Origin of the sequence: Nocardia sp. NPDC058518, assembly GCF_042719655.1 — a bacterium.
Lineage (GTDB): Bacteria > Actinomycetota > Actinomycetes > Mycobacteriales > Mycobacteriaceae > Nocardia.
Genome location: NZ_JBHXNJ010000016.1, coordinates 50,294 through 69,909 on the forward strand (window position 1 = coordinate 50,294; position 19,616 = coordinate 69,909).

The following is a 19,616-nucleotide window of genomic DNA, read 5'->3' on the forward strand; positions in this document are numbered from 1 at the left end:
TTCTTGTGGGGGGGGGTGGCCGCGCGTGCGCCCCCCCCCTCCCGGGCCGCCCGCCCCCCCGCCCCCCCCCTTCTCTGCTCTCCGCAGCATGTCACACTCGCCGCCCCCACATCGTCGAATGGTTATGAGCATCAACGATCTGCATACCGATATCCGGGGAAACGTTCTCCTGCCGGGTGACACCACCTTCGACCTGGCCGCCTGCCCCTGGAACACCGCGATCACCCAGTCGGTCGCCGCCGTCGTGGAGGTCGCCGACGCCGACGATCTCGCGAACGTCGTGCGCTACGCGAACCGCGCGGGCCGTACGGTGGTCACCCAACCGACCGGCCACGGCGCGACCGGCGACATCGACAACGCCATCCTCGTGCGCACCGGCCACCTCGACACTGTCGACATCGACCCGGCCCAGCGGGTGGCGCGCATCGGCTCCGGCGCCGAGTGGGGCGCCGTCCAGACCGCGGCCGCCGCGCACGGCCTGAGCGGCCTGGCAGGCAGCAACCCCGTGGTGGGTGTCACCGGATACACCCTCGGCGGCGGCTTCGGCTGGCTGGCGCGCAAACACGGGTGGGCGGCCGAAGCGGTCCGCGCGTTCGAGATCGTCGACGCCGACGGCCGACGCGGCCGGGTGAGCGCCGACTCCGATCCCGAGCTGTTCTGGGCGCTGCGCGGCGGCGGTGGCGACTTCGCGATCGTCACCGCGCTCGAGATCGACCTGTTCGAACTGCCACAGCTCTACGGCGGCCGGGTGAGCTGGTCCGCCGAGCGCACCCGCGACGTGTTCGACGTCTTCACCGAACTCACCACCGACGCACCGCCGGAGCTGTCGGTCTGGCTGCAGCGCTACCAGATCCCCGGCGCCGCACCGACTGTCGCCATCGATTTCGCCTACCTCGGCGACGAGGCGCGGGGCCGCGAGCTGACCGGCCGCCTCGACACCGTCACCGGCGCGCTCGCCGACACCCGCACCACCATGACCCCCGACCGGATCGGCACCATCACCGCCGAACCCACCGACCCCAGCCCTTCGCTGTCGCGCGGCGAACTGCTCACCGACCTGGGTGACGCGGTCGTCAAAACACTCATCGACGCCCCGGTCGCGCCCCTGCTCAACATCCAGATCCGCGGCCTCGGCGGCGCCCTGGCCGACACCACCCGCGAACACGGCGCGCGCGGCCCGGTCACCGAGCCCTACGCCCTCTATCTGCTCGGCCTCGGCCTGCCGCACCTGATCGACGACGTCAAGGCGGCCTTCACCACCATCGTCGACAACCTCGGCGCCCACGTCACCGGCAAGAAGCCGTACACCTTCCTCGCCCCGGGCGAATCGGCCGCGGCCGCCTTCGACACAGTCACTCTGGACCGCCTCCGCGAGATCAAACAGGCCCGCGACCCGCGAAACGTCTTGCGCGCCAACTTCCCTGTCCTTGGCTGACCGCCGACCCGCGCCGTCCACAGCCGACGGCGCGGGTCGCGCGTGTCGGCCGCACAGGCCGTCATCGCGAGTTCGGATTGTTCGCCGCGCCGACGAAGGGCGCGCCAGGGAGTGAATCCGCCGGACGACTGTCAGGCGGAGGCGCGGTTCGCCCGGTGCCGTCGGACGGCCGACCGGTTCGCACAGGCCGGGCTGCAGAAGCGTTGTCTGCCGTTGCGTGAGATGTCGGCGTACACCTGTGCGCACCCATCGGCCTCACAGGCGCCCAAACGGTCCATACCGAGCCCGGTCAGGTGCAAGGCGGTGCCGACGGTGATCAAGGCGGCGATCTGGCGGTCCGTCGCCACTACTGGATCGCGGAAGTGCAGATGCCAACCGTCGCCGACATGGTCGGTCAAGCGCGGCGCCGACGCGTACTCGGCCAGCAACACGTTGAGCCTGGCCGCGCGCTCGGTGCGGTCCGCGCAGTCCACCACACCTCGCCAGCGCCCCAGAAACGCCGTCACCGACACGAGATCGGCGTCGGACACCCCCGCCGACAGCACCAACCCCGCCGCCGCACAGCGCCGCGCCAGCTCCGCGGCGCTCGAACACGGATCGTTGAGCAACTCGACGCCGAGCAGCACCGGCTCCCGTCCGTAATGGTTGTAATGCACAATGCCATTACAACACACTCGATTCATGACCAGTCATCCCGCGCACACCTGGCAGATCGAATCGCGTCACCGGACCAGCGAGGGCCTCGTCGCCTACCAACGCTGCCGCTGCGGCGCACGCCGAGTGGTCGTCGACCACCTGAGCGTCGCGTCCGAGATCCACCGCGACGAACCCGGCCTCGCCGCCACCGGATAACTCGCACCACCATGACGAACATCACGTTTGACCGCTACACTTTGGACCGCTGCCCAGATGTGGGGCAGATCTCGCCATAGCGTCAGCGCTCGACCGGAAAGACCCCTTGATGAAGCGTTCCACCGTTGTCGCCATCCTCGCGGCCGCCACCGTGCTCGGCCCCGTCGCGGGTTCCGCGGCGGCCTCGCCCGGCCTGCCCCTCACCGACTTCGCGGCGGAGACCCCCATCGGCGACTTCGGCCTGCCGAGCGATCAGCCCGAATCCGGTTCGGCGCAGAGCGGCTCCACCACCGGCCTCGAGACCACGGGCTCCTCCGGCACCGGCTCGGCCGGCCTGCCCAACCTCGACCGCCTGCTGTTCGGCGGACGCATCCTGTGCGGCGCCTTCGGCAGCGCGCTCGCCGTCGCGGGCGAGGCGATGATGGACTGCAGCCAGCTCCCCACACCGCTCTGAGACAGCCACAGACACCACGAAGGGGCACCGGAAGTTTCCGGTGCCCCTTCGTTTTTCGTGCGCTACGCGGCTACGGAGCGTCGGCGTTGCCCGCCTTCCATTCCGGCCACGCGATGTTCCAGTCACCCAGCCCGTCGACACCGGACAGGGTGCCGCCGACCGTGTTCTTGATGACGGTGATGTCACCGCGCTTGGCGTTCTCGTACACCCAGCGCGCGTTCGCCGGACTCAGATTCAGGCAGCCGTGACTCGCGTTGGAGTAACCCTGCTGCCCGACCGACCACGGTGCCGAGTGGAAGAAGATGCCGCTGTAGGAGATTCGCGTCGCGTAGTCGACCGGCGTGCGGTACCCGTCGGCCGAGTTCACCGCCACACCGTAGGTCGAGGAATCCATCACGATCTTCTCGTGCCGGTCGCTGACGATGTAGATGCCGTTGTCGGTGGGCGTGCTGTCCTTACCCATCGAGGTGGGCATGGTCATGATCACCTGACCGTTCTTCTCCACCGTCACCTGGTGGGTGTTGTCGTCGGCGGTGAAGATCACCGCGTCGCCGATGGTGAAGAACGAATGGATGTTGTCCTGACCGAACAGGCCCTTGCCCAGGTCCTTGCCATAGACGTTCACATCGACGGTCACCTTGGTGCCCGGTGCCCAGTAATGCTCTGGGCGCCACCGCACTTCGCGATTGTTCACCCAGTAGAAGGCACCCTCGACAGCAGGCTCGGTGGTGATCTTGATGGCCTCTTGCGCGGCCCGGCGATCGGGGATGTTCTCGTCGAACTGGATCGCCACCGGCTGACCGATGCCGACCACATCACCCTCGCCGGGCAGCAGGTACGGCTTGGTCTGGCTCTTCGGCGAGCTGGTGGTGAAGCTCAGCGTCGAGGAGTTCGCGCCACCGAGCCCGATGGCCGAGGCCGTGAGCTGGTAGGTCTTGCCGTAGCCGAGAACCTCGGCGGTCGACCAGGAGCGGCCGTCCGCGGCCAGCTGGCCCGCCACCGTGGTGCCCTGCTGATTGGTCAGCTTGACGTCGGTGAACTTGCCGTCTTCGACCTGGAAGGCCATCGGCATGCCGGGCGAGACGCCGACCTGCCCGTCCTTGATGGTCGAGACCAGCTTCGGCTTGATGAGCTCGGCGAGGGGGTTGCGATCGATCGCCACCTCCACACCGGCACCCTCCGCCGCCGAACACGCCGACGCCCCGAGGGCGAACACCGCCAGCAGCACCACCGGAACGATCGTCCGTAGCGACCGAGGTCGCCCCCGCTTCTTACCCATGTCAACCCCGTTTCCGTACCGACGCGATTACAGTGCGCCGCAGATCCCACCGACCCGAATCGCTAGAGCCATCCGTGTGAGCGGGGGGCGTTACGAACTCGACGTCTCGCCCATTCTGCCAGCTGGCCCGGCCGGTTCCAACGGGAAAGACCCCGCGACACGACCAAGTCACAATCGTTAGATACGCGCGAGGGCCGTCGGCGTTAACAACGCCGAGTGTGCGGCATTGTTGCTGGTCAGCGCCCGATTTCACTTTCCGGCCCACCGCCTGCTAATGTTTGTTCCGCACCGGAGACGGGGCAAAGAACAAAAACACGCGCCATTAGCTCAATTGGCAGAGCAGCTGACTCTTAATCAGCGGGTTCGGGGTTCAAGTCCCTGATGGCGCACTCACGGGATGCCCCGTCACCATTCGGTGACGGGGCGTTTCCTGTTTCCAGCCAGTACAGATCGACGCCGGTCGCCATCGACCACGCCATGTAGGTGGTGCGTCGCGGCTTGGTAGCTCCCGACTCGGCACGCTGCACCGTGGCAGTCGTCACGCCCAGCCGATCGGCCATCTGGCCCTGGTTCAGCTTCGCGTGCATCCGCGCCAGCATGAGCCGCTGCGGCCCTGTCGGCACGGGAATTACCCCGGCCTGCTGCTGCACCGAACTGGTCATCTGTCCTCCAAAGCAGTAGTTACGACTCCCCGCATCGTATCGCCGCGACTGTCGTACTTACAACAGTCTCGCCGTGTCGCATCGGTGTGTCGGTGGTTGACGAAAGTACTGGATTACTACATTCTGAGCTTATGCCCATCCAAGTCGGAATAGCAGACTTTCTATCTGCCGCCGCCGCCGCGAGGGTCATCGGCGTTACCGATGTCACCGTTCAGCGGTGGGCAAAGAGTGGCCGAATCGCCGCGACGAAGCTGCCCGGTAGTACCGGCGCCTATCTCATCGCTCGCGCGGATGTCGACCGCGCCGCAGCGGAGCGCAGCGCACGCAAGGACGCAGCGTGACGGCCCGCGCGTATCTGGCCGCGATGCTGGCCACGTTCGCCGCTGTCTACGGCCTCGGCTGGCTGGGATTGGTGTTGCCGTCATGATCGCGCAGCGCGCCCGGCGAATCGCCCGGCCTGACTCTCTGGCCGGTCTGCTGCTCGACCTGAGCCTAGTCGCTTGCTGCATGGGATGCGTTCCCGCGCTTGCCATTCTGATGTCTGTGCCCGAGTTGGTGCACCCATGATCCGACGTACTGAGCCGCTGCCACGCTGCCCGCAATGTGAGCGCCCCTACTCCCCCCGTACCCGAGTGCCTCGGTTGCCCTCGGGGGAAGTGCGCCCGTGCTGGGAATGCCGTGGTGGCCGGATAGACGCCCGACCGCGCCCGGTGTTCCGGCCTGGGCGCGGTCGGGAATTCACGGGTGGTGATGCCGCCTAGCCGTCGCTCTCTGCGCGGTCCGACGTAAACCGACTGCGCCCGCACCGATACGCGACTTAACCCACGGAGACGGTGCCCGAGGGACGTTCGACACGGCTCGCTACCGCGTTGAATGTTGTTCCAGCACACAGCAATTCGTACCGCACCCTCACGGGTTCGGGGTTGCTGGCTGGCCGAAACGAGACGCCGGGCGTTGCTTCTCGGGAATTCCTGGGGGAGGTCAAGACCCCGACCACACACCTACCTATAGGGAGATTCAATGAGTCCCAACGCTCAACGGAAACCGGACCGGCGCACCTGGCTGGCCAAGTTCCCGGACACCTGCGCCGAGTGCAAAGAACCGATCAAGCGCCGCCAGCCAGTGACGTGGCTGTCGGCGAAGATCGCCCACGAGTCATGCGCACACACGGTATGGCTCAAGACCCGCGCAGCCAGTCCCGCAGCCGCCCGCGCCGCCCGTCACCGTATGGCCCGCAAGCAAGGCCACAGGAAGGCCACCGCCGCGCAGGTGCGCGCCGCCGCCGCCGAGGCCGAACGCAACCGTGACGCGATCCTCCGTGGCGACACGTTCCGCGCCGGTGGCCTCCCCGAGGCGCCCTCGGGCCCGTCGCGGCGCAGCAAGGCCCGGAAATGACCCTCGAGGACACGAACGTCTGCCGAGTGTGTTTCGGCCCCATCTGCTACCGGCAGACGGTCGGCGGCGTGTGGCTGCCGATCGACTGTGAACCGACCGCAGACGGCACGGTGCGCATCCGCGCTGATCGCGCCGTAGTCCTGTCCGGCGCCGACCTCACCGAGGCGCGGCGCCTACGCCCGATCCCGCTCTACCGGCTGCATAAGCCCTCGGAAGGCTGCCCGAAATGACCCACCACATCACGCCCATGATCACCCGAGGCGCCGCGCTGCTCGTGTTCGACTGTGACGACCCGGCGTGTGACTACCGAGGCCCGGACACGTCTACCTCCGGCACCTGGCCGATCAGGAACGCGTGCGCCGCTGCCCTGGCCCTCAACCGTGCCGACTGGCTCGACACCTACGACGGCGCGCCCGGTGCCGTGATCGCCGCTGCGCCAATCGAAGTGCGCCTAGAGTCGCCCGGCGCCATGGCCACCTGGCGCTATGGCGGCTAGGTGGGGCGGCAGGAAGGCAGCGGCATACACCGCTGCCGTCCTGGAGCGTGACGGCACGTTGTGTGTCCTCCAGCGGCCCGGCTGCACGCACATCGCCACTACCGCAGATCACATCGTGCCCCGGTCCCTCGGTGGTGATCCATGGGACCTGGAGAACGGGCGCCCGTCCTGCCGTCCTTGCAATTCCAGCCGAGGCAACGGCCTGGCCGGTGCTACGCCGGGCGTGCGGATCGTCATCGTGACCGGCCCACCGGCCGCCGGGAAATCGACCTACATCAGGCAGCGCGCGCAGGGTGACGACGTGGTGATCGACCTCGACGTGATCGCCTCGGCGCTGCGCGGGCCCACCAATGACGCGCAGCACGTGTACCCGTCGCACGTGCGGCACGTGGCGATCGCGGCCCGGCAGGCAGCCATCCGCAGGGCGACGCGGCTGGCCGAACGGGTCACGGTGTGGATCGTCCATTCCATGCCGTCTGCGGCACAGCTGGACGGCTACCGCGCGCAGGGCGCCGAGGTGGTCACGATCGACCCCGGCGCCGATGTCGTGGTCGAACGCGCCCGCGCCGACCGGCCCGCCGAGGCCATGCGCCATGTCGATCGCTACTACCTCGGCGCCGGTGGTGACGTGCCACCGTCGCGCGAGTGGTGATGCATGAAATCATGCATAGTCCATGCATGAATATGCAGCGGATCATGCATCGTCTATACATGATCCATGCATGACCCTCGGGTGCGCGAGTCTGTATCAACATTCGTACCTTGGTACAAACACGCATTCAGCCGGCCTTTTGAGGTCGCGACCCCCCGGCAGCCCCCTGCCCAGCTCCCCTGTTTCTCTCGGTCTGTATTGACACAGGGGTTGGTACAAAGGTGTATGAGAAGATGAACATCTCAGTTTATAACGGGTTTGTAACAATTTCTGGGTGAATTTTATGCATGGCCATGCATGGCAGCCTTGCATATTATTCGGGGTTCATGCATGGTCGTATGCATGCCCCGACCCGACCCCCGCGCACCCCGCGCCGGACAAGACGCACTGTTCGACGGTGACGCGCTGCCGGTCGCCCGGCCCGGCCACATCGTACGCGGGCGGCACTCCGAAGCGGTCGACCGCGCGTTCTCCTCGGCCACCGAGGGCGGACTACTGCGCCCAGAGCATGAGGCCCTACAGACGTTCGTGCGCGGCTGCGCGTGGGCCCTGGACTCATTCGAGGGATCGAACCTCCCCTACGGCCCGGCCAAACTCGTGCCCGCCGCTGTCGAAGCCCTGCGCGAATTGAACCTCACCCCGGCGCAGCAAGCCGACGAAACCGACGACAAGCTGAGGGAGTTGCTAGACGACATCGGCAAGCCGAGCACCGACGCGCCGACCGATGCGTAAGCGGACCGGCACCCTTCCCGCGGAGCTCGCCGGCCTTGGCATCCTGGCCGGTCACAGCGTTTTGGTGGCCGATCGTAAACGGACCGGCCGGTGATTCCTACCCCGCCGCCTCGGTATCACACGCCTCGGAACTCCGATCGTCCCAGCTTCGGCCGCGCGATCGACCGCACCTCTACCGGCCTCGGGCGTCCGCTGATGCCCTGGCAGCGTCGTGCGGTCGACGTGGCTACCGAAATCGACACGAGCACAGGACGTTTCGTGTATCCGCTCGTCATCATCAGCGTGCCTCGGCAGTCGGGTAAGACGGCGCTTGTCCTGGCCAAGGCGTTTCATCGCGGGCTGATGCTGCCCAATGCGCGCGTGTGGCTCACCGCGCAGACCGGCATGCACGCCCGAGACAGCTTTCTGGAGATGGCGCGCCCGGCCAAACTCACCCCGTTCGGCAAGCTATTCGACCTCAAACGCGGCGCCGGAGATACGCGAATTGAGTTCGCGCACAACATGTCTCAGCTACGCCCCCACCCGCCGACCGAGGACAGTTTGCACTCCAAGCAATCCGACCTGAATCTCATAGATGAGGCGTGGGTGTTCGGCGAAGATCAGGCAGCCGGGCTCATGGCCGCGATCACGCCGACGCAGGCCACGCGCCCAATGCGCCAGACAGTCATCCTGTCGACGCGCGGCACGGCAGCGAGCACGTGGTTTCACGGGCTGATCGACCGCGTACGCGAGGACAATCCGCCCGGTGTGTGCCTGGTCGACTACGGCATCGGCCCCGATGACGACCCGCAGAACCTCGACGTGATCGCCGCTGCGCACCCGGCCTACGGGCACACCATCGACATGGCCGCGCTGGAGTCGGCGCAAGCACAGCTGCCGCCCGGCGAGTTCGCGCGCGCGTACGGCAACATCCCGACCGCTGCCGCCGAGAGCCTGTTTCCGCCCTCGGCGTGGGCTGCCTGCCAGACAGTGGACCGGCTGCCAGACGGGCCCGTGACGCTCGCCGCTGCCGTGTCGATCGACCGGTCGGAAACCGCGATCGCTGCCGCGATCATGGCCGACGGTGTGCCGTGGTGCGAGGTGATCGAAGTGCGCGAGGGGACCGAATGGGCGGCACCTCGGCTTGCCGAGTTGGCCGAACGGCACAGTGACGGCCCGCCCTGGATCGACCGAGGCGGACCCTCGGGAACCGTTGCGGTGCAACTGGATCGGCTCATGGTGCCGGTGCGTGACGCCACGTCCTACGACGTTGCGACCGCTGCCGCCGACATGTCCGATCGCGTGATCGTCGGGCGTATCCGCTGCCGCGTTCACCCCGCGCTGACCTCGGCTGTCGGCTGCGCCGCCTGGCGCAACCTCGGCGACGGCGCGCGGGCGTTCGGGCGCCGGGCGTCCGCCGGATCAATCGCCGCCCTCGAGGCTGTCTCGACCGCTGCCCACGGTGCAGCTCAGCACGTGCCCATGCCCCCGCCGAAGATATGGACCCCTGATGCCTAAAGCGCTGCTCGATGCCAGTAGTTCGTCCGTGCTCGTCACCTGTGATTCGTGCACCTGGCGCGCGATCGCGGGCACGCGCGGTGGTGCCTGGAAGTTTGCCGCGATACATCTCCGGTTGGTTCACCGCGACATCCACGCCGCGCGACGCGCCGTAAAGGCGAGTTGCCAATGGGTTGCTAGAGAACGTGGGCACCGGCAGGAAGCTGGGAAGCGTGGGAATCAGGGACGCAATCCGAGCGATCGCGCACGCGCCGTCGACGATCGCGGCAGCGCATAACACGCTGTCGGGCCCGGCGTCGCCGTGGGCACAGTGGCCTAGCCACCTGGCGCACGTCGACGTTCCGGAGTGGACAGACGGTTACGAGTGGCCCGTCTCGCGCGCCGAGGCCCTAGGCGTACCGGCAGTGAACCGCGCACGAAAGCTGTTGTGCGGCACTATCTCCCGCATGCCCATGCGGGTATGCGACCCAGCTGGCCCGGTCGCCCAGCAACCGCGATGGATCGACCGCACCGACCAGCCACTGAGCCCGTTCCACCGCACATCCATGCTCGTGGACGACTTGCTGTTCTACGGCTGGGGCCTGCTCGCAGTGACCCGCGCCGAGGACATGTCGGTCGAATCGCTCGACTACGTGCCATGGGATCTGTGGGAGTTCGACCCCGAGGGGCGTATCAGGATCGGCGGACAGCTGGCCGCGCCCGGCACGGTGTGCGCCGTGCCCGGCCCGGATGAGGGTTTGCTGAGGTTCAACTCTCGCGCCATCCGTATCGCTGATTCGCTGTCGACCACCACCGAACGCGCAGCCAAAACGCCCGTGCCGAACATCGAATTGCACGACACCTCGGATCGGCCGATGGACGACACCGATATCGGCAAGCTAGTCAGTCGGTGGGCGGCTGCGCGCCGAGGCGAAAACGGTGGCGTCGCGTACACGAACAAGAGCATCGAAGTACGGGCGCACGGACAGCAGAACGCGGACGTGTTGATTCCGGCCCGCAACGATGCCGTGGTCGACATCGCCCGCGCGATCGGCATTCCCGCCGCGATGCTCGATGCGACTGCCGCACAGGCCGCCCTGACCTACGAGACATCGCAGGGCAGAAACGCGGAGTTCATCGACTACGGCCTGTCACCGTTCATGGCCGCGATCTGCGCGCGCCTCGGACAGGACGACATCACCGCGCCCGGCCTACACGTAGAGATCGACCTCACCGGCTTCTCGTCGCTGGCGCCCCCGGATCGGGCGATCGCACCCGACGACGGCGCCACCATGCCGCAGCCACCCGCACCCGCGCCGACCCGATTGGGGATCGCCTCATGACATTTCGCACCGTCTACGGCAACACACACTCTGAAAACGGTTGGCGCATGGCCGATCGCAATGAGTGCGTGGTGGCCAACCCCGTGCCGTTCAGCGACACAGCGCCGGTCCGTTCCGGCGTCGCCGCGACGATCCTCAATGCCTGGCTGATCTGGTACCACCTCAACGTCGAACAGATCGTTTCGCCGGTGTGGGGATGGTCGCGTGACAACGACGTGACTACCAGCAATCACCTTTCCGGAACGGCCCTCGACATCAACGCGCCCACGTATCCGTGGGGATACCGCACCATGCCTGTCGAACGAATTCACAAGGTGCGCAAGGGATTACAGCTTTTCAACGGCTGCGTGTTCTGGGGCGCCGACTGGGACCGCGCCGACGAAATGCATTTCCAGATCGCCTACCCCGAGGGCGACCCACGGCTATCGGCCCTGGCCGAGGCACTGAGTGACGGATACCTCGGGCTGTACGGACCACCGACCACCGAACCGGAAGAGGAAGACATGCCATTCACCGAGGCCGATCGCAAGCTGTTGCAGGACGTACACCGCGAGCTGCGGCAGCCGTACCCGTCGCGCAGCCGGTACCGCGCCAACGCCAAGCCGGTCGACACCCTGGCCGGAATGGTCCTCAACGCAGACGCCCGCATCCATGAGGACGCGACCGAGCGCGCCGCGATGCTGGGCGACGCCGAGGCCGGTGCCCGTGTGCGCGCTGCCGCCGAGGCGGGCGACCCGCACGCCGCTGCCATCCTCGGGATTGTCGACGGGATCAAGTCATGACGTGGTATCTGATCCTCGCGTACGCGATCGCCACCGGCGCATTCATCGCTGCCGGTGCCGCCGTGATTCTCGTGATGTCGTTCGCAAATGCGTTGGCGCACAGCCAATCCCGAACAGAGGGGCGACACACGGTCGGCGCTGGCCGAGGTGGGCCCCCGTGAGTACGCCCACCGATCCGCCGACACAGTGCACGCACCCCGGCCGGTCGACCGCGCGATCCAGCGTGGCGACCCTGGTGGGTATCGGGCCGCTCGTGCCGGTGCTCGTGATGCACCTCGGCGAGACCCGCGCCGCGCTCGTGGTCGGCGCCGCGCTGATCGGCAACGCGGTGGTCACCCGAGTGTTGGCCATTCCGCAGGTAGAGGCGTGGCTACGCGCCGTCGTGCCCCTGCTCGCAGCCTCGAAAGGTCCGACACGATGACAGTCCGAATCACTACGGGTGCAACGGTTTTCGCTGAGGCGTCGACGCGCACGGTTACCGGCATGGTCGTTCCGTTCGGTGTCACCGGCCGAGGTTCGATCGGTCCGACCACGTTCGCGCCCGGCGCGATCGAGCTGCCCGCCGACCTCGGGCGCGTCAAGTTGTACCGGGATCACCGCGATCAGTACGGGATCGGTACCCCGGTCGGCTGGATGACCCGTGCGGAATCGCGCCCTGATGGGCTCTACGCCACGTTCGCGATCGGCGTGGGCCCGGATGGCGATCAGGCCCTACAGGACGCGCAGGGCGTCCGTGACGGGCTGTCGATCGAGATCAACGGACAGATGGACCGGGCGCCAGATGGCACCGTGCGCCGCGCGCAGCTGGCCGCCGTCGCCCTGGTCCCTACGCCCGCGTTCGCCGACGCGCGCGTGTTGACCGTCAACTACTCCGAAACCCCAGAGGGAGCCCAAATCATGCCTACCGAAAACGAAAACCCGCAGGTCGCAGCCCCGGCCGTCACGGAATCCGCCGGCGGAATTCCGGCCCCCGCCACCACCGTCGCGCCCGGCACTGGCGCCGGTGTCCCGGTCACGCCCGGCACCACGGAGCCGCTGCCCGCGCCGGTGCCCGCGCCCGCCCCGACTGCCTCGGCTGCGTTCGCTGCCTCGGCATCGCGCCCGGTCGGTGTGCAGGTGACCGAGCGAGCGCCCACGTTCGCGCAGGTGGTGACCCATCTCCAGCACGTGATGCGCGGCGAGACGCCCGCGGCTTCGTTCGCCCTGGCCGACATCACCTCGACCGCGTTCACTCCCACGATCAGCCTGCCGGGCTGGCTGGGCGAACTGTGGCAGGGCGTCGCCTACCAGCGCGAAATCATCCCGCTGATGACACAGCGCCCGCTGACTCACCACAAGATGGTCGGCTGGAAATGGGGCGTCAAGCCCAAGGTTGCGAAGTACCTGGGCGACAAGACCGAGATCCCGACCAACGTACCGACCACGCTGCCCGATGAATTCGAGGCCGAGCGGTGGGCTGGCGGCTGGGATCTGGACCGCAAGTTCATCGACTTCAACGACAGCGAGTTCCTGGCGTCGTTCATGCGCGCGGCAGTCGAGTCGTACGCGATGGAGACCGACACCGACGCGGCGGTGTTCCTCAACACGAGCGCCACCGTGGTGCCCGGTACCGCGCCGGACATGCTGCGCGCTGTGTCGCGCGGCGCGCAGGCGATCAAGCGAGGCAAGGCCGGTCGCGCGTCGTTCGTCCTGGTGAACGACACCGATCTCGAATCGCTGCTCGACTTCGCAGAGCTCGACGTACCCGCGTTCCTCGGCGTGCTCGGTATCGAGCCGACGTCGTGGGTTCCGTCTGATCTGGTCCCGGCCGGTGGCGTGATCGTCGGCGCAGCCCCGGCAGTGGAGTTCTACGAATTGCCCGGCAGCCCGATCCGGGTGAACGCGCTCGACCTGGCGCGCGGTGGTGTGGATGAGGCCGTATTCGGCTACACCGCAAACCATCTCGTGAATGCCAAGGGACTCGTCAAGGTCGCATGGGCGACCCCGGCGCAGCCCTGATCATGGCCGCACCACTGACCACCGTTGAACTCGTGCGCGCATATCTGGCGCTCGAGGAAGACGGCGCAGCAGCCGACGAAACCTACCTGGCCGCGACCGTTTCGGCGGTCGTGTCCAGGGTGGCCACGTGGCTAGAGCCGCTGGCCGCTGGCGCCGAGTGGCCCGACCACGTGCGGCACGGTGCGACCATGCTGGCCGCCCGCGTGTGGAAGCGCCGAGGCACGCCCTCGGGCGTAGAGACCCAAGGCGATTTCGGGGCGTTCTACGTCCAGCGGACAGACCCCGATATCGCGATGCTGCTCGGTCTCGGCAATCACCTACCGCCGAAAGTTGGGTAGCGCATGAACATCGTTCGTGAGCTTGACCGGATCGTCATTGCCCTACGGGCACAAGGGATTCGGGCAAACATTGATCCGGTCAAGCTCACCCCGCCGTGCGCGTGGGTGCAGGTTACGCAGGTGGCGCACACCCGCCTATGCGGCGGCGCCGAGGCAACCGTCACGGTGCTACTGATCACCACCGACCGACCCCCGGCGCTGGCACACGTGGCCCTCGGTGAGCTGCTGGATAAGGCGCTGGCCGTGGTCGAACCCACGGAACCGACCGTCACCAATGAGGCGGTCAAGCTCACCGACAACGGGCAGCCGCTCCCGGCCTACCGGATCACGACCACAACCGAAATCGGTTAGGAGACAACACAATGCCCGCACAGACATACAAAGTCGGCCCCGGCACACTGGCGTTCGGTGAGGTCGGCACGCCCAACGATTTCAGCTGCCAGTTCACCGACATCGCTCTAGAGCCTTCCAAGGATTCAGAGGACGCGCTGAAAGTCCTGTGTGGCGATCAGATTCCGGGCGACGTGACTTACACGTGGGTGCTGAAAGGCACGCTCGTGCAGTCCCTCCAGGACACCGGAATCACGCTCTACACCCTGGCGCAGGCCGGTAACACGGTGCCGTTCCGATTCTCGCCGAAGTCCGGCGCCAACGGATTCAGCGGTTCGGTGGTGATCGACCCCACCAAAATCGGCGGTGAGGTCGGTAAGACTGCCACCGCGGATTTCGAGTTTCAGGTAGTCGGGCTGCCCGTCCTGGTCCCGCCGCCGGTCGGTCCCTGATGCCCGGACAGCTGCGCGGGAACCGCAACTTTCAGCGGACCATGAACCGCGCGCAACGCGATCTCCGATCGGGTGAGCCGAGCAAGAAGGCTGCCCAGATCGCGGCGCGCGCTGCCCGCGCAGCTGCGCCCAGAAAGTCCGGGCGCCTGTCCCGGTCGATCCGTGCCAACGGACGCACGGTGTCAACCCCGATCGTCTACGCAGCCGTCCAGAACTACGGGTGGCCCGCGCGCAACATCCGCGCACGGGCGTTCATGTACGACGGCATGCGCCGCGTAGAAGCCACCTGGCTACGCCAATTCACCGACAACACAGACCGCGCCCTCGGGCGAGTGAGAGGTATCTGATGGGCAAGGTACAGCGACTGCTGATCGACATTCTCATGGTCGACGGCACCGAACACGATTCCGTCGAAATCATTGGCGCAGACCGCAAACGGTGGTCCGAAACCGCGCAGCGGCACAAGTGGCCCAGCCAGCAAGACGACCCCGACCTGTGGCTGATGTTCCTGTGCTGGGCTGCGCTCTACCGCACCGGCAAGTTCCCGCAGGGGTTCGACCAATTCGCCAATGAAGTGAGCGCCTACGACATGGCCGAGGCGCCCGAGGTGGACCCTACGGCCCCGACGACTACGGGCGTCTAGTCGTCGGCCTGGCGCTCGCGACGCACACCGCCCCGGCGGTGTGGTGGGAAGCGTCGCCCGAGGAAATCGCAACGGCCCTAGACATTTTGGAAGAGCAAGCCGAGGAGGTTCGCCGTGGCAGCCGGTAGCGCAGTGCTCGCCGTTCACATCATCAGCCAGCTAGGCGGCGCCGGGTTCAACGCGGCGCAGCGCGCGGCGAACAGGCTGGCGCGTGCGGCTGCCTCGGCTGGCCGGGCGGTCGACCGAGTAGCCCGCACGACCACCAAGATAGCGGCGCTCACCGGTGCCGCTGCTGCCGCTGCCGGTGCGGTCGGCTCACTCGGTATCGGCCTGGTCGGCCTCGGTGTGCTGGCCGGGCCCGCAGTCGCCGCGATCGCCCTCGGCATGGATGGCATCAAGCAAGCTGCGCAGGGCGCCAAACCCGCGCTCGATCGGCTGAAAGCTGCTGTTTCACAGACGTTTGCGCGCGAGATGGCGCCAGCATTTCAACAGCTGTCGGGCGTCATGGACCGGATCACCCCGGCCATGCAAGGTATTGCGTCGTCAGTGTCGACCGTGTTCGGCGCGGTCGTCGGTGAGCTGGCCGGGCCCGGCGCTGCCGCCCTCGATCAGCTGTTGGTCGGCACACAGAAGTTCATCGGCGCGATGGCGCCCGGCCTGGCGCAGATGACGCGCGGCATTCTCGACATGGGCGCAGCCGCCGCGCCGGTGGCGGACAAGATGGGCGCCGCGTTCGGCAGCGTGTTCGGCGAGATCGGTAAGGCGTTCTCTCGGCTGTCCGAGGACGGCACGATGACGCGCCTTATGGACGGGTTCGCGCAAGCGCTGTCCGGCCTGGCCGTGTTCATCGGCCCCCTGGTCGAACTGCTCGGACGCCTCGGCGCCGTGATCGGTCCCGTTCTGGGACAAGCCTTTACGATCCTCGGCAACGCGCTCACAGCCATGATGCCGTCCCTTGTGCAGATGGCTGGCACGATCGGCACTGCGCTAGTGCAGGTGTTCGAGGCCCTGGCGCCGGTGCTGCCCGTGATCGCCTCGGCGTTCGCCTCACTGCTGACCGCGATCGCGCCCCTGATTCCGCCGCTGGCGCAAGTGGCCGCGATCCTGCTCGGTGGTCTGGCGCAGGTAGTCCAGGCCCTGGCGCCCGCCTTCCAAGCTGTCGCCGAGGCACTGGCCGCTGCTCTGCTGCCGGTGCTGCCCATCATCGCTGATCTGTTCGTTCAGATGGCGCCAGTGATCGCACAGGTAGCGGGCGAGATCGGCGCCAATCTCGTCGCCGCGATTCAGACTCTGGCGCCGGTGCTGCCCGGCCTGATCGGCGCGTTCGTCGAATTGCTGGCCGCGCTGCTGCCGATCATGCCCACGATCCTGTCCCTGATCACCTCGCTGTTGCCGCCGCTGGCGAATCTGCTAGTTGCGTTGTCCCCCTTGATAATTGCTGTCGTCGGTGCCGCTGCGTCGCTGGCCTCGATGATGGGCGGCGCCGTGTCCGCCAGCCTCGGCGTGGTCGTCGGCGCGATCAACGCGGTAGTGAACGCGATCAGTTCCCTGATCAGCTGGATAGGCCGGATCAAGTGGCCCAGTCCACCGTCCTGGCTGCCAGGGTTCGGCGCTGCCGGTGGCGGCGCCACGTTCGCCGTGCCGTCGCCCACGGTGGCAGCGTTCGCCGGTGGCACCGGCCTGGCCGGTGCGTTCGCCGCGATGGCCGCGCCGGGCGGCAGTGGCGGCGGCACCGTGCAGACGGTGAACATCACGATCACTGGCGCGCTCGATCCGACCTCGGTCGCGCGCCAGGTGCGCCAGCTGCTGGCCGACGATCAGCGATTGTCCGGCATGATCGCTGCCCGCCGCGTGCAGGTGGTCGGCTGATGGCCCGCATCATGCCGAAGCCAACCATCCTGATCGACGGTATATCGCTGCCGACCACGGGCGGCCCGGCCACCAATACCAACGTCGCGATTGACGACCTGGCCCTTACGTGGGGACGCACGTCCGAGGATGCCGACGTGGTGGCCGCGATCGTCACCGTAAAAATCTGGGTACCAATGGGCGACACGTTCTTTACCGATGACGTTGTAGGCAAACCGCTCACACTGCAATGGACCCATTCGGGCGAGACGTTCGTGTTTTTCCGTGGCCGGGTGAACGCCTACAAAATTGCGGTGGGCCCGCGCCCGAATGTGCCGCAAGAATTCTCGCGTGGATTCATCGTCACGCTTGTCGGGAGCGACAAGATTACCGACGTAGTAAATGTGGGGTTCGGCCCGAACACGCTGAGCCATAATGACACTCTGATCATCAGGGCGAACCTGATTAAGAATGCGGCCAACGGTGGCGGTATTGATCTGGAGGGCGTCTATTTCGAGCCGCAGACGGTTAACTGGCCGTGCGGAATATACGACACGAATAACACGAACCTGCGTCAATGGTTGGACGCGTTCTATATCAGCCTCGGGAATTGGTGGACCTACGCCCACGACACGAACGCCATCCGTGGTGTGCGCCGGTGGACCGATCCCACGGCCCGGCACTGGCGCGCCTACGTCGACAACGACAACCGGCAGATGGTCACCTATCACCCGGTCTCGGTGGTCTACGACACGATCACCTATCAGTCAACGGTCATGCCCGGCCGTGAGTGCTTCTTTGATGGCGCAGCCGAATTGGACAGTGGCACAGCATCATCTATCAACACGATCGCCTGTCACTACTACGATCCGGCCGACGTGGAACACATGCTCGTGATGACGCCGGGCGGCCACCAACGCACCCTGACGTATGACTCTTGGCTGTCGACGGAATCGACCGTGACACAGGTCTGCCAGGATCTCTATTCAATGTACGGCGCGAATATGCAAAACCCGAAGCTGCCGCCGATCACGTGGGATACCTCGGTGGGTGGCGGATTCCTCGGCATCAGCAATGCGAAATGCATGACCCGCGCCTACGAGAATGCAGGCGAAATCACGATGGGCGGCAGCCCCCTGGCCGCTGTCCTCGGCGCCAAGAATCAAGTACAGGCCAACGGCGGAACGATCCGGTACCTAGACGACCATTGGGAAATCACGATCAATCCGAAATGGTGCGGCAACTGGGGCAATACCACGCCGATCACGTGGGACAACATGCCCGCTGGCTGGCCATTCGATGCACCGGGCAGCGCCTATCTAGACCCCGGTCTCACCGCGTTCGATATGTACGACATGCCGGATAAAGTTGTCTACCAAGGGGATGCATAACAATGGCCGGACAGACACCGAATTACCAACTGATCTACGCCACCGGCACCGATCCCGTTGCCAGCTACCCGGCCATGAATCGCCAGAGCATGGAAAAGGTAGACACCGTGCTGACCCAGATCAGCAAGGCGCCCGGCCCCGAGGGACCGCAGGGCCCGCAGGGTATCCAGGGCCCGACCGGCGCCACCGGCCCGGCCGGACCGCAGGGCATCCAGGGCGTGCAGGGCGCCACCGGTGCCGAGGGCCCGCAGGGCGACGGCATCGAGCTGCGCGGCGCCGTGGCCACCGCCGCCCAGCTGCCGACGCTCACACCCGCCGACGCAGGGGCGGCGTACACCACCGACGACGGACACCTCCACGTGTGGGATGGCACCGCATGGCATGACCTCGGCGCAGTGCAGGGCCCGGCCGGGCCCGAGGGCCCGCAGGGTGTCCAGGGCCCGGCCGGTGCCGTGGGCCCGCAGGGTATCCAGGGCGCCACCGGTGCGACCGGCGCCACCGGTGCGACCGGCCCGGCCGGTGCGGCTGCGCCTGTACCGGCCTCGGCGTGCGCCATTCGTACATCGTCGGTCAACATCAACAACGCGACAGACACAGTGGTGTCGTGGAACTCTGCCGCGTGGGACTACCGGCCCGCAGGTGAAGCGGCGCAATACAGTTCGGTCGGCATCACCATTCGCGTACCCGGCCTGTACCTGATCGAAGCGGAATGGCCATGGGCTGGCAACTCCACCGGGCGCCGTGCCGTCAAGGTCACCAAGAACAGCAGTGTCGTCGGTGGCGCGATCCTGTCGACTGCCACAAACGCAAACGCCTGGATCGACAACACCTCGGTGACGGGCACCCGGCCACTGGTCGCGGGCGACGTTCTACGGCTGATCGTCTCCCACGATTCCGGCGGTGTTCTCGCTGGCGGCGCACTCGTCGCGGCAGACGTTCGGGGGCGACTGACTGCCACGTTGGTCCGCCCGGCGTAAGCGGACCGAGGGTGCTCGCCGGCCTCGCCGCGGCCGCTCGCCGGCCTCGACATCATCGCAGGTCAAACGCCCGAGTGCACT

The 19,616-nt window shown here is 66.9% G+C and carries 25 protein-coding genes and 1 tRNA gene; 23 read left to right on the forward strand and 3 right to left on the reverse strand.

The window, feature by feature from the left end:
- The first annotated feature begins 124 nt into the window (after window positions 1-124).
- Window positions 125-1,435 carry an FAD-binding oxidoreductase gene (locus tag ACFWPX_RS24890; RefSeq protein WP_378929459.1) on the forward strand — a complete coding sequence of 437 codons (1,311 nt, stop codon included), beginning with the start codon at window positions 125-127 and terminating at the stop codon, window positions 1,433-1,435.
- A 131-nt stretch (window positions 1,436-1,566) separates the two neighbouring features.
- On the opposite strand, the gene ACFWPX_RS24895 is transcribed toward ACFWPX_RS24890, so the two are convergent.
- Window positions 1,567-2,091 carry a CGNR zinc finger domain-containing protein gene (locus ACFWPX_RS24895; protein WP_378929462.1) on the reverse strand — a complete coding sequence of 175 codons (525 nt, stop codon included), beginning with the start codon at window positions 2,089-2,091 and terminating at the stop codon, window positions 1,567-1,569.
- A 25-nt stretch (window positions 2,092-2,116) separates the two neighbouring features.
- Here ACFWPX_RS24895 and ACFWPX_RS24900 point away from each other — a divergent pair, with 25 nt between their 5' ends.
- The gene (locus tag ACFWPX_RS24900; RefSeq protein ID WP_378918312.1) at window positions 2,117-2,287 is read left to right on the forward strand and encodes a hypothetical protein; all 171 of its coding nucleotides are present in this window, start codon (window positions 2,117-2,119) and stop codon (window positions 2,285-2,287) included.
- A 109-nt stretch (window positions 2,288-2,396) separates the two neighbouring features.
- Window positions 2,397-2,741 (forward strand): hypothetical protein, encoded by a 345-nt coding sequence (locus tag ACFWPX_RS24905; protein WP_378918314.1) that lies wholly within the window; start codon window positions 2,397-2,399, stop codon window positions 2,739-2,741.
- 70 nt (window positions 2,742-2,811) lie between these two features.
- Here the strand turns inward: ACFWPX_RS24905 and ACFWPX_RS24910 are convergent, their stop codons facing one another.
- Window positions 2,812-4,020: an Ig-like domain-containing protein gene (locus tag ACFWPX_RS24910; RefSeq protein ID WP_378918316.1), complete on the reverse strand. Its 1,209-nt coding sequence runs from the start codon at window positions 4,018-4,020 to the stop codon at window positions 2,812-2,814.
- A 316-nt stretch (window positions 4,021-4,336) separates the two neighbouring features.
- Between ACFWPX_RS24910 and ACFWPX_RS24915 the strand changes: the two genes are divergently transcribed.
- A tRNA-Lys gene (locus ACFWPX_RS24915) sits at window positions 4,337-4,409 on the forward strand.
- On the opposite strand, the gene ACFWPX_RS24920 is transcribed toward ACFWPX_RS24915, so the two are convergent.
- A complete protein-coding gene (locus tag ACFWPX_RS24920; protein WP_378929737.1) occupies window positions 4,371-4,682 on the reverse strand; it encodes a helix-turn-helix domain-containing protein in 312 nt (103 codons plus the stop codon). The two genes, ACFWPX_RS24915 and ACFWPX_RS24920, sit on opposite strands and share 39 nt — an antisense overlap.
- 131 nt (window positions 4,683-4,813) lie before the next feature.
- Here ACFWPX_RS24920 and ACFWPX_RS24925 point away from each other — a divergent pair, with 131 nt between their 5' ends.
- The 19 genes from ACFWPX_RS24925 (at window position 4,814) to ACFWPX_RS25015 (ending at window position 19,535) form a co-directional block, all read left to right on the forward strand.
- On the forward strand, window positions 4,814-5,023 hold the full coding sequence (locus ACFWPX_RS24925) for a helix-turn-helix domain-containing protein (protein WP_378929465.1): 210 nt from the start codon (window positions 4,814-4,816) through the stop codon (window positions 5,021-5,023).
- A gap of 679 nt (window positions 5,024-5,702) precedes the next feature.
- The gene (locus ACFWPX_RS24930) at window positions 5,703-6,077 is read left to right on the forward strand and encodes a hypothetical protein (RefSeq protein ID WP_378929468.1); all 375 of its coding nucleotides are present in this window, start codon (window positions 5,703-5,705) and stop codon (window positions 6,075-6,077) included.
- Entirely contained in the window at window positions 6,074-6,307 is a 234-nt protein-coding gene (locus tag ACFWPX_RS24935; protein WP_378929471.1) for a hypothetical protein, read from the forward strand. Before ACFWPX_RS24930 ends, ACFWPX_RS24935 begins: the two co-directional genes overlap by 4 nt.
- On the forward strand, window positions 6,304-6,573 hold the full coding sequence (locus tag ACFWPX_RS24940) for a hypothetical protein (protein WP_378929474.1): 270 nt from the start codon (window positions 6,304-6,306) through the stop codon (window positions 6,571-6,573). The genes ACFWPX_RS24935 and ACFWPX_RS24940 overlap by 4 nt, the downstream gene beginning before the upstream one ends.
- Window positions 6,563-7,225: an AAA family ATPase gene (locus ACFWPX_RS24945; protein ID WP_378929477.1), complete on the forward strand. Its 663-nt coding sequence runs from the start codon at window positions 6,563-6,565 to the stop codon at window positions 7,223-7,225. The genes ACFWPX_RS24940 and ACFWPX_RS24945 overlap by 11 nt, the downstream gene beginning before the upstream one ends.
- A gap of 342 nt (window positions 7,226-7,567) precedes the next feature.
- Entirely contained in the window at window positions 7,568-7,957 is a 390-nt protein-coding gene (locus ACFWPX_RS24950; RefSeq protein ID WP_378817553.1) for a hypothetical protein, read from the forward strand.
- Window positions 7,958-8,215: 258 nt separating this feature from the next.
- Window positions 8,216-9,454 (forward strand): terminase, encoded by a 1,239-nt coding sequence (locus tag ACFWPX_RS24955; protein ID WP_378929480.1) that lies wholly within the window; start codon window positions 8,216-8,218, stop codon window positions 9,452-9,454.
- A 404-nt stretch (window positions 9,455-9,858) separates the two neighbouring features.
- Window positions 9,859-10,776 carry a phage portal protein gene (locus ACFWPX_RS24960; protein WP_378929483.1) on the forward strand — a complete coding sequence of 306 codons (918 nt, stop codon included), beginning with the start codon at window positions 9,859-9,861 and terminating at the stop codon, window positions 10,774-10,776.
- Window positions 10,777-10,823: 47 nt separating this feature from the next.
- Window positions 10,824-11,558, forward strand: coding sequence for a M15 family metallopeptidase (locus tag ACFWPX_RS24965; RefSeq protein WP_378929486.1), 735 nt, complete (start codon window positions 10,824-10,826; stop codon window positions 11,556-11,558).
- 157 nt (window positions 11,559-11,715) lie between these two features.
- On the forward strand, window positions 11,716-11,979 hold the full coding sequence (locus ACFWPX_RS24970; RefSeq protein WP_378929489.1) for a hypothetical protein: 264 nt from the start codon (window positions 11,716-11,718) through the stop codon (window positions 11,977-11,979).
- Between the two features lie 62 nt (window positions 11,980-12,041).
- Window positions 12,042-13,556, forward strand: a complete 1,515-nt coding sequence (locus tag ACFWPX_RS24975; RefSeq protein ID WP_378929492.1) for a hypothetical protein — start codon at window positions 12,042-12,044, stop codon at window positions 13,554-13,556.
- A complete protein-coding gene (locus ACFWPX_RS24980; protein WP_378929495.1) occupies window positions 13,532-13,894 on the forward strand; it encodes a hypothetical protein in 363 nt (120 codons plus the stop codon). The genes ACFWPX_RS24975 and ACFWPX_RS24980 overlap by 25 nt, the downstream gene beginning before the upstream one ends.
- 3 nt (window positions 13,895-13,897) lie before the next feature.
- On the forward strand, window positions 13,898-14,245 hold the full coding sequence (locus ACFWPX_RS24985; RefSeq protein ID WP_378929498.1) for a hypothetical protein: 348 nt from the start codon (window positions 13,898-13,900) through the stop codon (window positions 14,243-14,245).
- An 11-nt stretch (window positions 14,246-14,256) separates the two neighbouring features.
- Window positions 14,257-14,676 (forward strand): hypothetical protein, encoded by a 420-nt coding sequence (locus ACFWPX_RS24990; protein WP_378929501.1) that lies wholly within the window; start codon window positions 14,257-14,259, stop codon window positions 14,674-14,676.
- Window positions 14,677-14,855: 179 nt separating this feature from the next.
- Entirely contained in the window at window positions 14,856-15,023 is a 168-nt protein-coding gene (locus ACFWPX_RS24995; RefSeq protein WP_378929504.1) for a hypothetical protein, read from the forward strand.
- Entirely contained in the window at window positions 15,023-15,319 is a 297-nt protein-coding gene (locus ACFWPX_RS25000) for a hypothetical protein (protein ID WP_378929507.1), read from the forward strand. The genes ACFWPX_RS24995 and ACFWPX_RS25000 overlap by 1 nt, the downstream gene beginning before the upstream one ends.
- A gap of 114 nt (window positions 15,320-15,433) precedes the next feature.
- Window positions 15,434-17,188 carry a hypothetical protein gene (locus tag ACFWPX_RS25005; protein WP_378929510.1) on the forward strand — a complete coding sequence of 585 codons (1,755 nt, stop codon included), beginning with the start codon at window positions 15,434-15,436 and terminating at the stop codon, window positions 17,186-17,188.
- Complete coding sequence (locus ACFWPX_RS25010) at window positions 17,188-18,558, forward strand: hypothetical protein (protein WP_378929513.1); 1,371 nt, start codon at window positions 17,188-17,190, stop codon at window positions 18,556-18,558. The genes ACFWPX_RS25005 and ACFWPX_RS25010 overlap by 1 nt, the downstream gene beginning before the upstream one ends.
- Window positions 18,559-18,560: 2 nt before the next feature.
- Complete coding sequence (locus ACFWPX_RS25015; protein WP_378929516.1) at window positions 18,561-19,535, forward strand: hypothetical protein; 975 nt, start codon at window positions 18,561-18,563, stop codon at window positions 19,533-19,535.
- Window positions 19,536-19,616: the final 81 nt, after the last annotated feature.

Coding starts and splice junctions, on each gene's coding strand:
- ACFWPX_RS24890 (WP_378929459.1), top strand. CDS start 125: ATGAGCATCAACGATCTGCATACCGATATCCGGGGAAACGTTCTCCTG.
- ACFWPX_RS24900 (WP_378918312.1), top strand. CDS start 2,117: ATGACCAGTCATCCCGCGCACACCTGGCAGATCGAATCGCGTCACCGG.
- ACFWPX_RS24905 (WP_378918314.1), top strand. CDS start 2,397: ATGAAGCGTTCCACCGTTGTCGCCATCCTCGCGGCCGCCACCGTGCTC.
- ACFWPX_RS24910 (WP_378918316.1), bottom strand. CDS start 4,020: ATGGGTAAGAAGCGGGGGCGACCTCGGTCGCTACGGACGATCGTTCCG.
- ACFWPX_RS24920 (WP_378929737.1), bottom strand. CDS start 4,682: ATGACCAGTTCGGTGCAGCAGCAGGCCGGGGTAATTCCCGTGCCGACA.
- ACFWPX_RS24925 (WP_378929465.1), top strand. CDS start 4,814: ATGCCCATCCAAGTCGGAATAGCAGACTTTCTATCTGCCGCCGCCGCC.
- ACFWPX_RS24930 (WP_378929468.1), top strand. CDS start 5,703: ATGAGTCCCAACGCTCAACGGAAACCGGACCGGCGCACCTGGCTGGCC.
- ACFWPX_RS24935 (WP_378929471.1), top strand. CDS start 6,074: ATGACCCTCGAGGACACGAACGTCTGCCGAGTGTGTTTCGGCCCCATC.
- ACFWPX_RS24940 (WP_378929474.1), top strand. CDS start 6,304: ATGACCCACCACATCACGCCCATGATCACCCGAGGCGCCGCGCTGCTC.
- ACFWPX_RS24945 (WP_378929477.1), top strand. CDS start 6,563: ATGGCGGCTAGGTGGGGCGGCAGGAAGGCAGCGGCATACACCGCTGCC.
- ACFWPX_RS24950 (WP_378817553.1), top strand. CDS start 7,568: ATGCCCCGACCCGACCCCCGCGCACCCCGCGCCGGACAAGACGCACTG.
- ACFWPX_RS24965 (WP_378929486.1), top strand. CDS start 10,824: ATGGCCGATCGCAATGAGTGCGTGGTGGCCAACCCCGTGCCGTTCAGC.
- ACFWPX_RS24975 (WP_378929492.1), top strand. CDS start 12,042: ATGGTCGTTCCGTTCGGTGTCACCGGCCGAGGTTCGATCGGTCCGACC.
- ACFWPX_RS24980 (WP_378929495.1), top strand. CDS start 13,532: ATGGGCGACCCCGGCGCAGCCCTGATCATGGCCGCACCACTGACCACC.
- ACFWPX_RS24985 (WP_378929498.1), top strand. CDS start 13,898: ATGAACATCGTTCGTGAGCTTGACCGGATCGTCATTGCCCTACGGGCA.
- ACFWPX_RS24990 (WP_378929501.1), top strand. CDS start 14,257: ATGCCCGCACAGACATACAAAGTCGGCCCCGGCACACTGGCGTTCGGT.
- ACFWPX_RS25000 (WP_378929507.1), top strand. CDS start 15,023: ATGGGCAAGGTACAGCGACTGCTGATCGACATTCTCATGGTCGACGGC.
- ACFWPX_RS25010 (WP_378929513.1), top strand. CDS start 17,188: ATGGCCCGCATCATGCCGAAGCCAACCATCCTGATCGACGGTATATCG.
- ACFWPX_RS25015 (WP_378929516.1), top strand. CDS start 18,561: ATGGCCGGACAGACACCGAATTACCAACTGATCTACGCCACCGGCACC.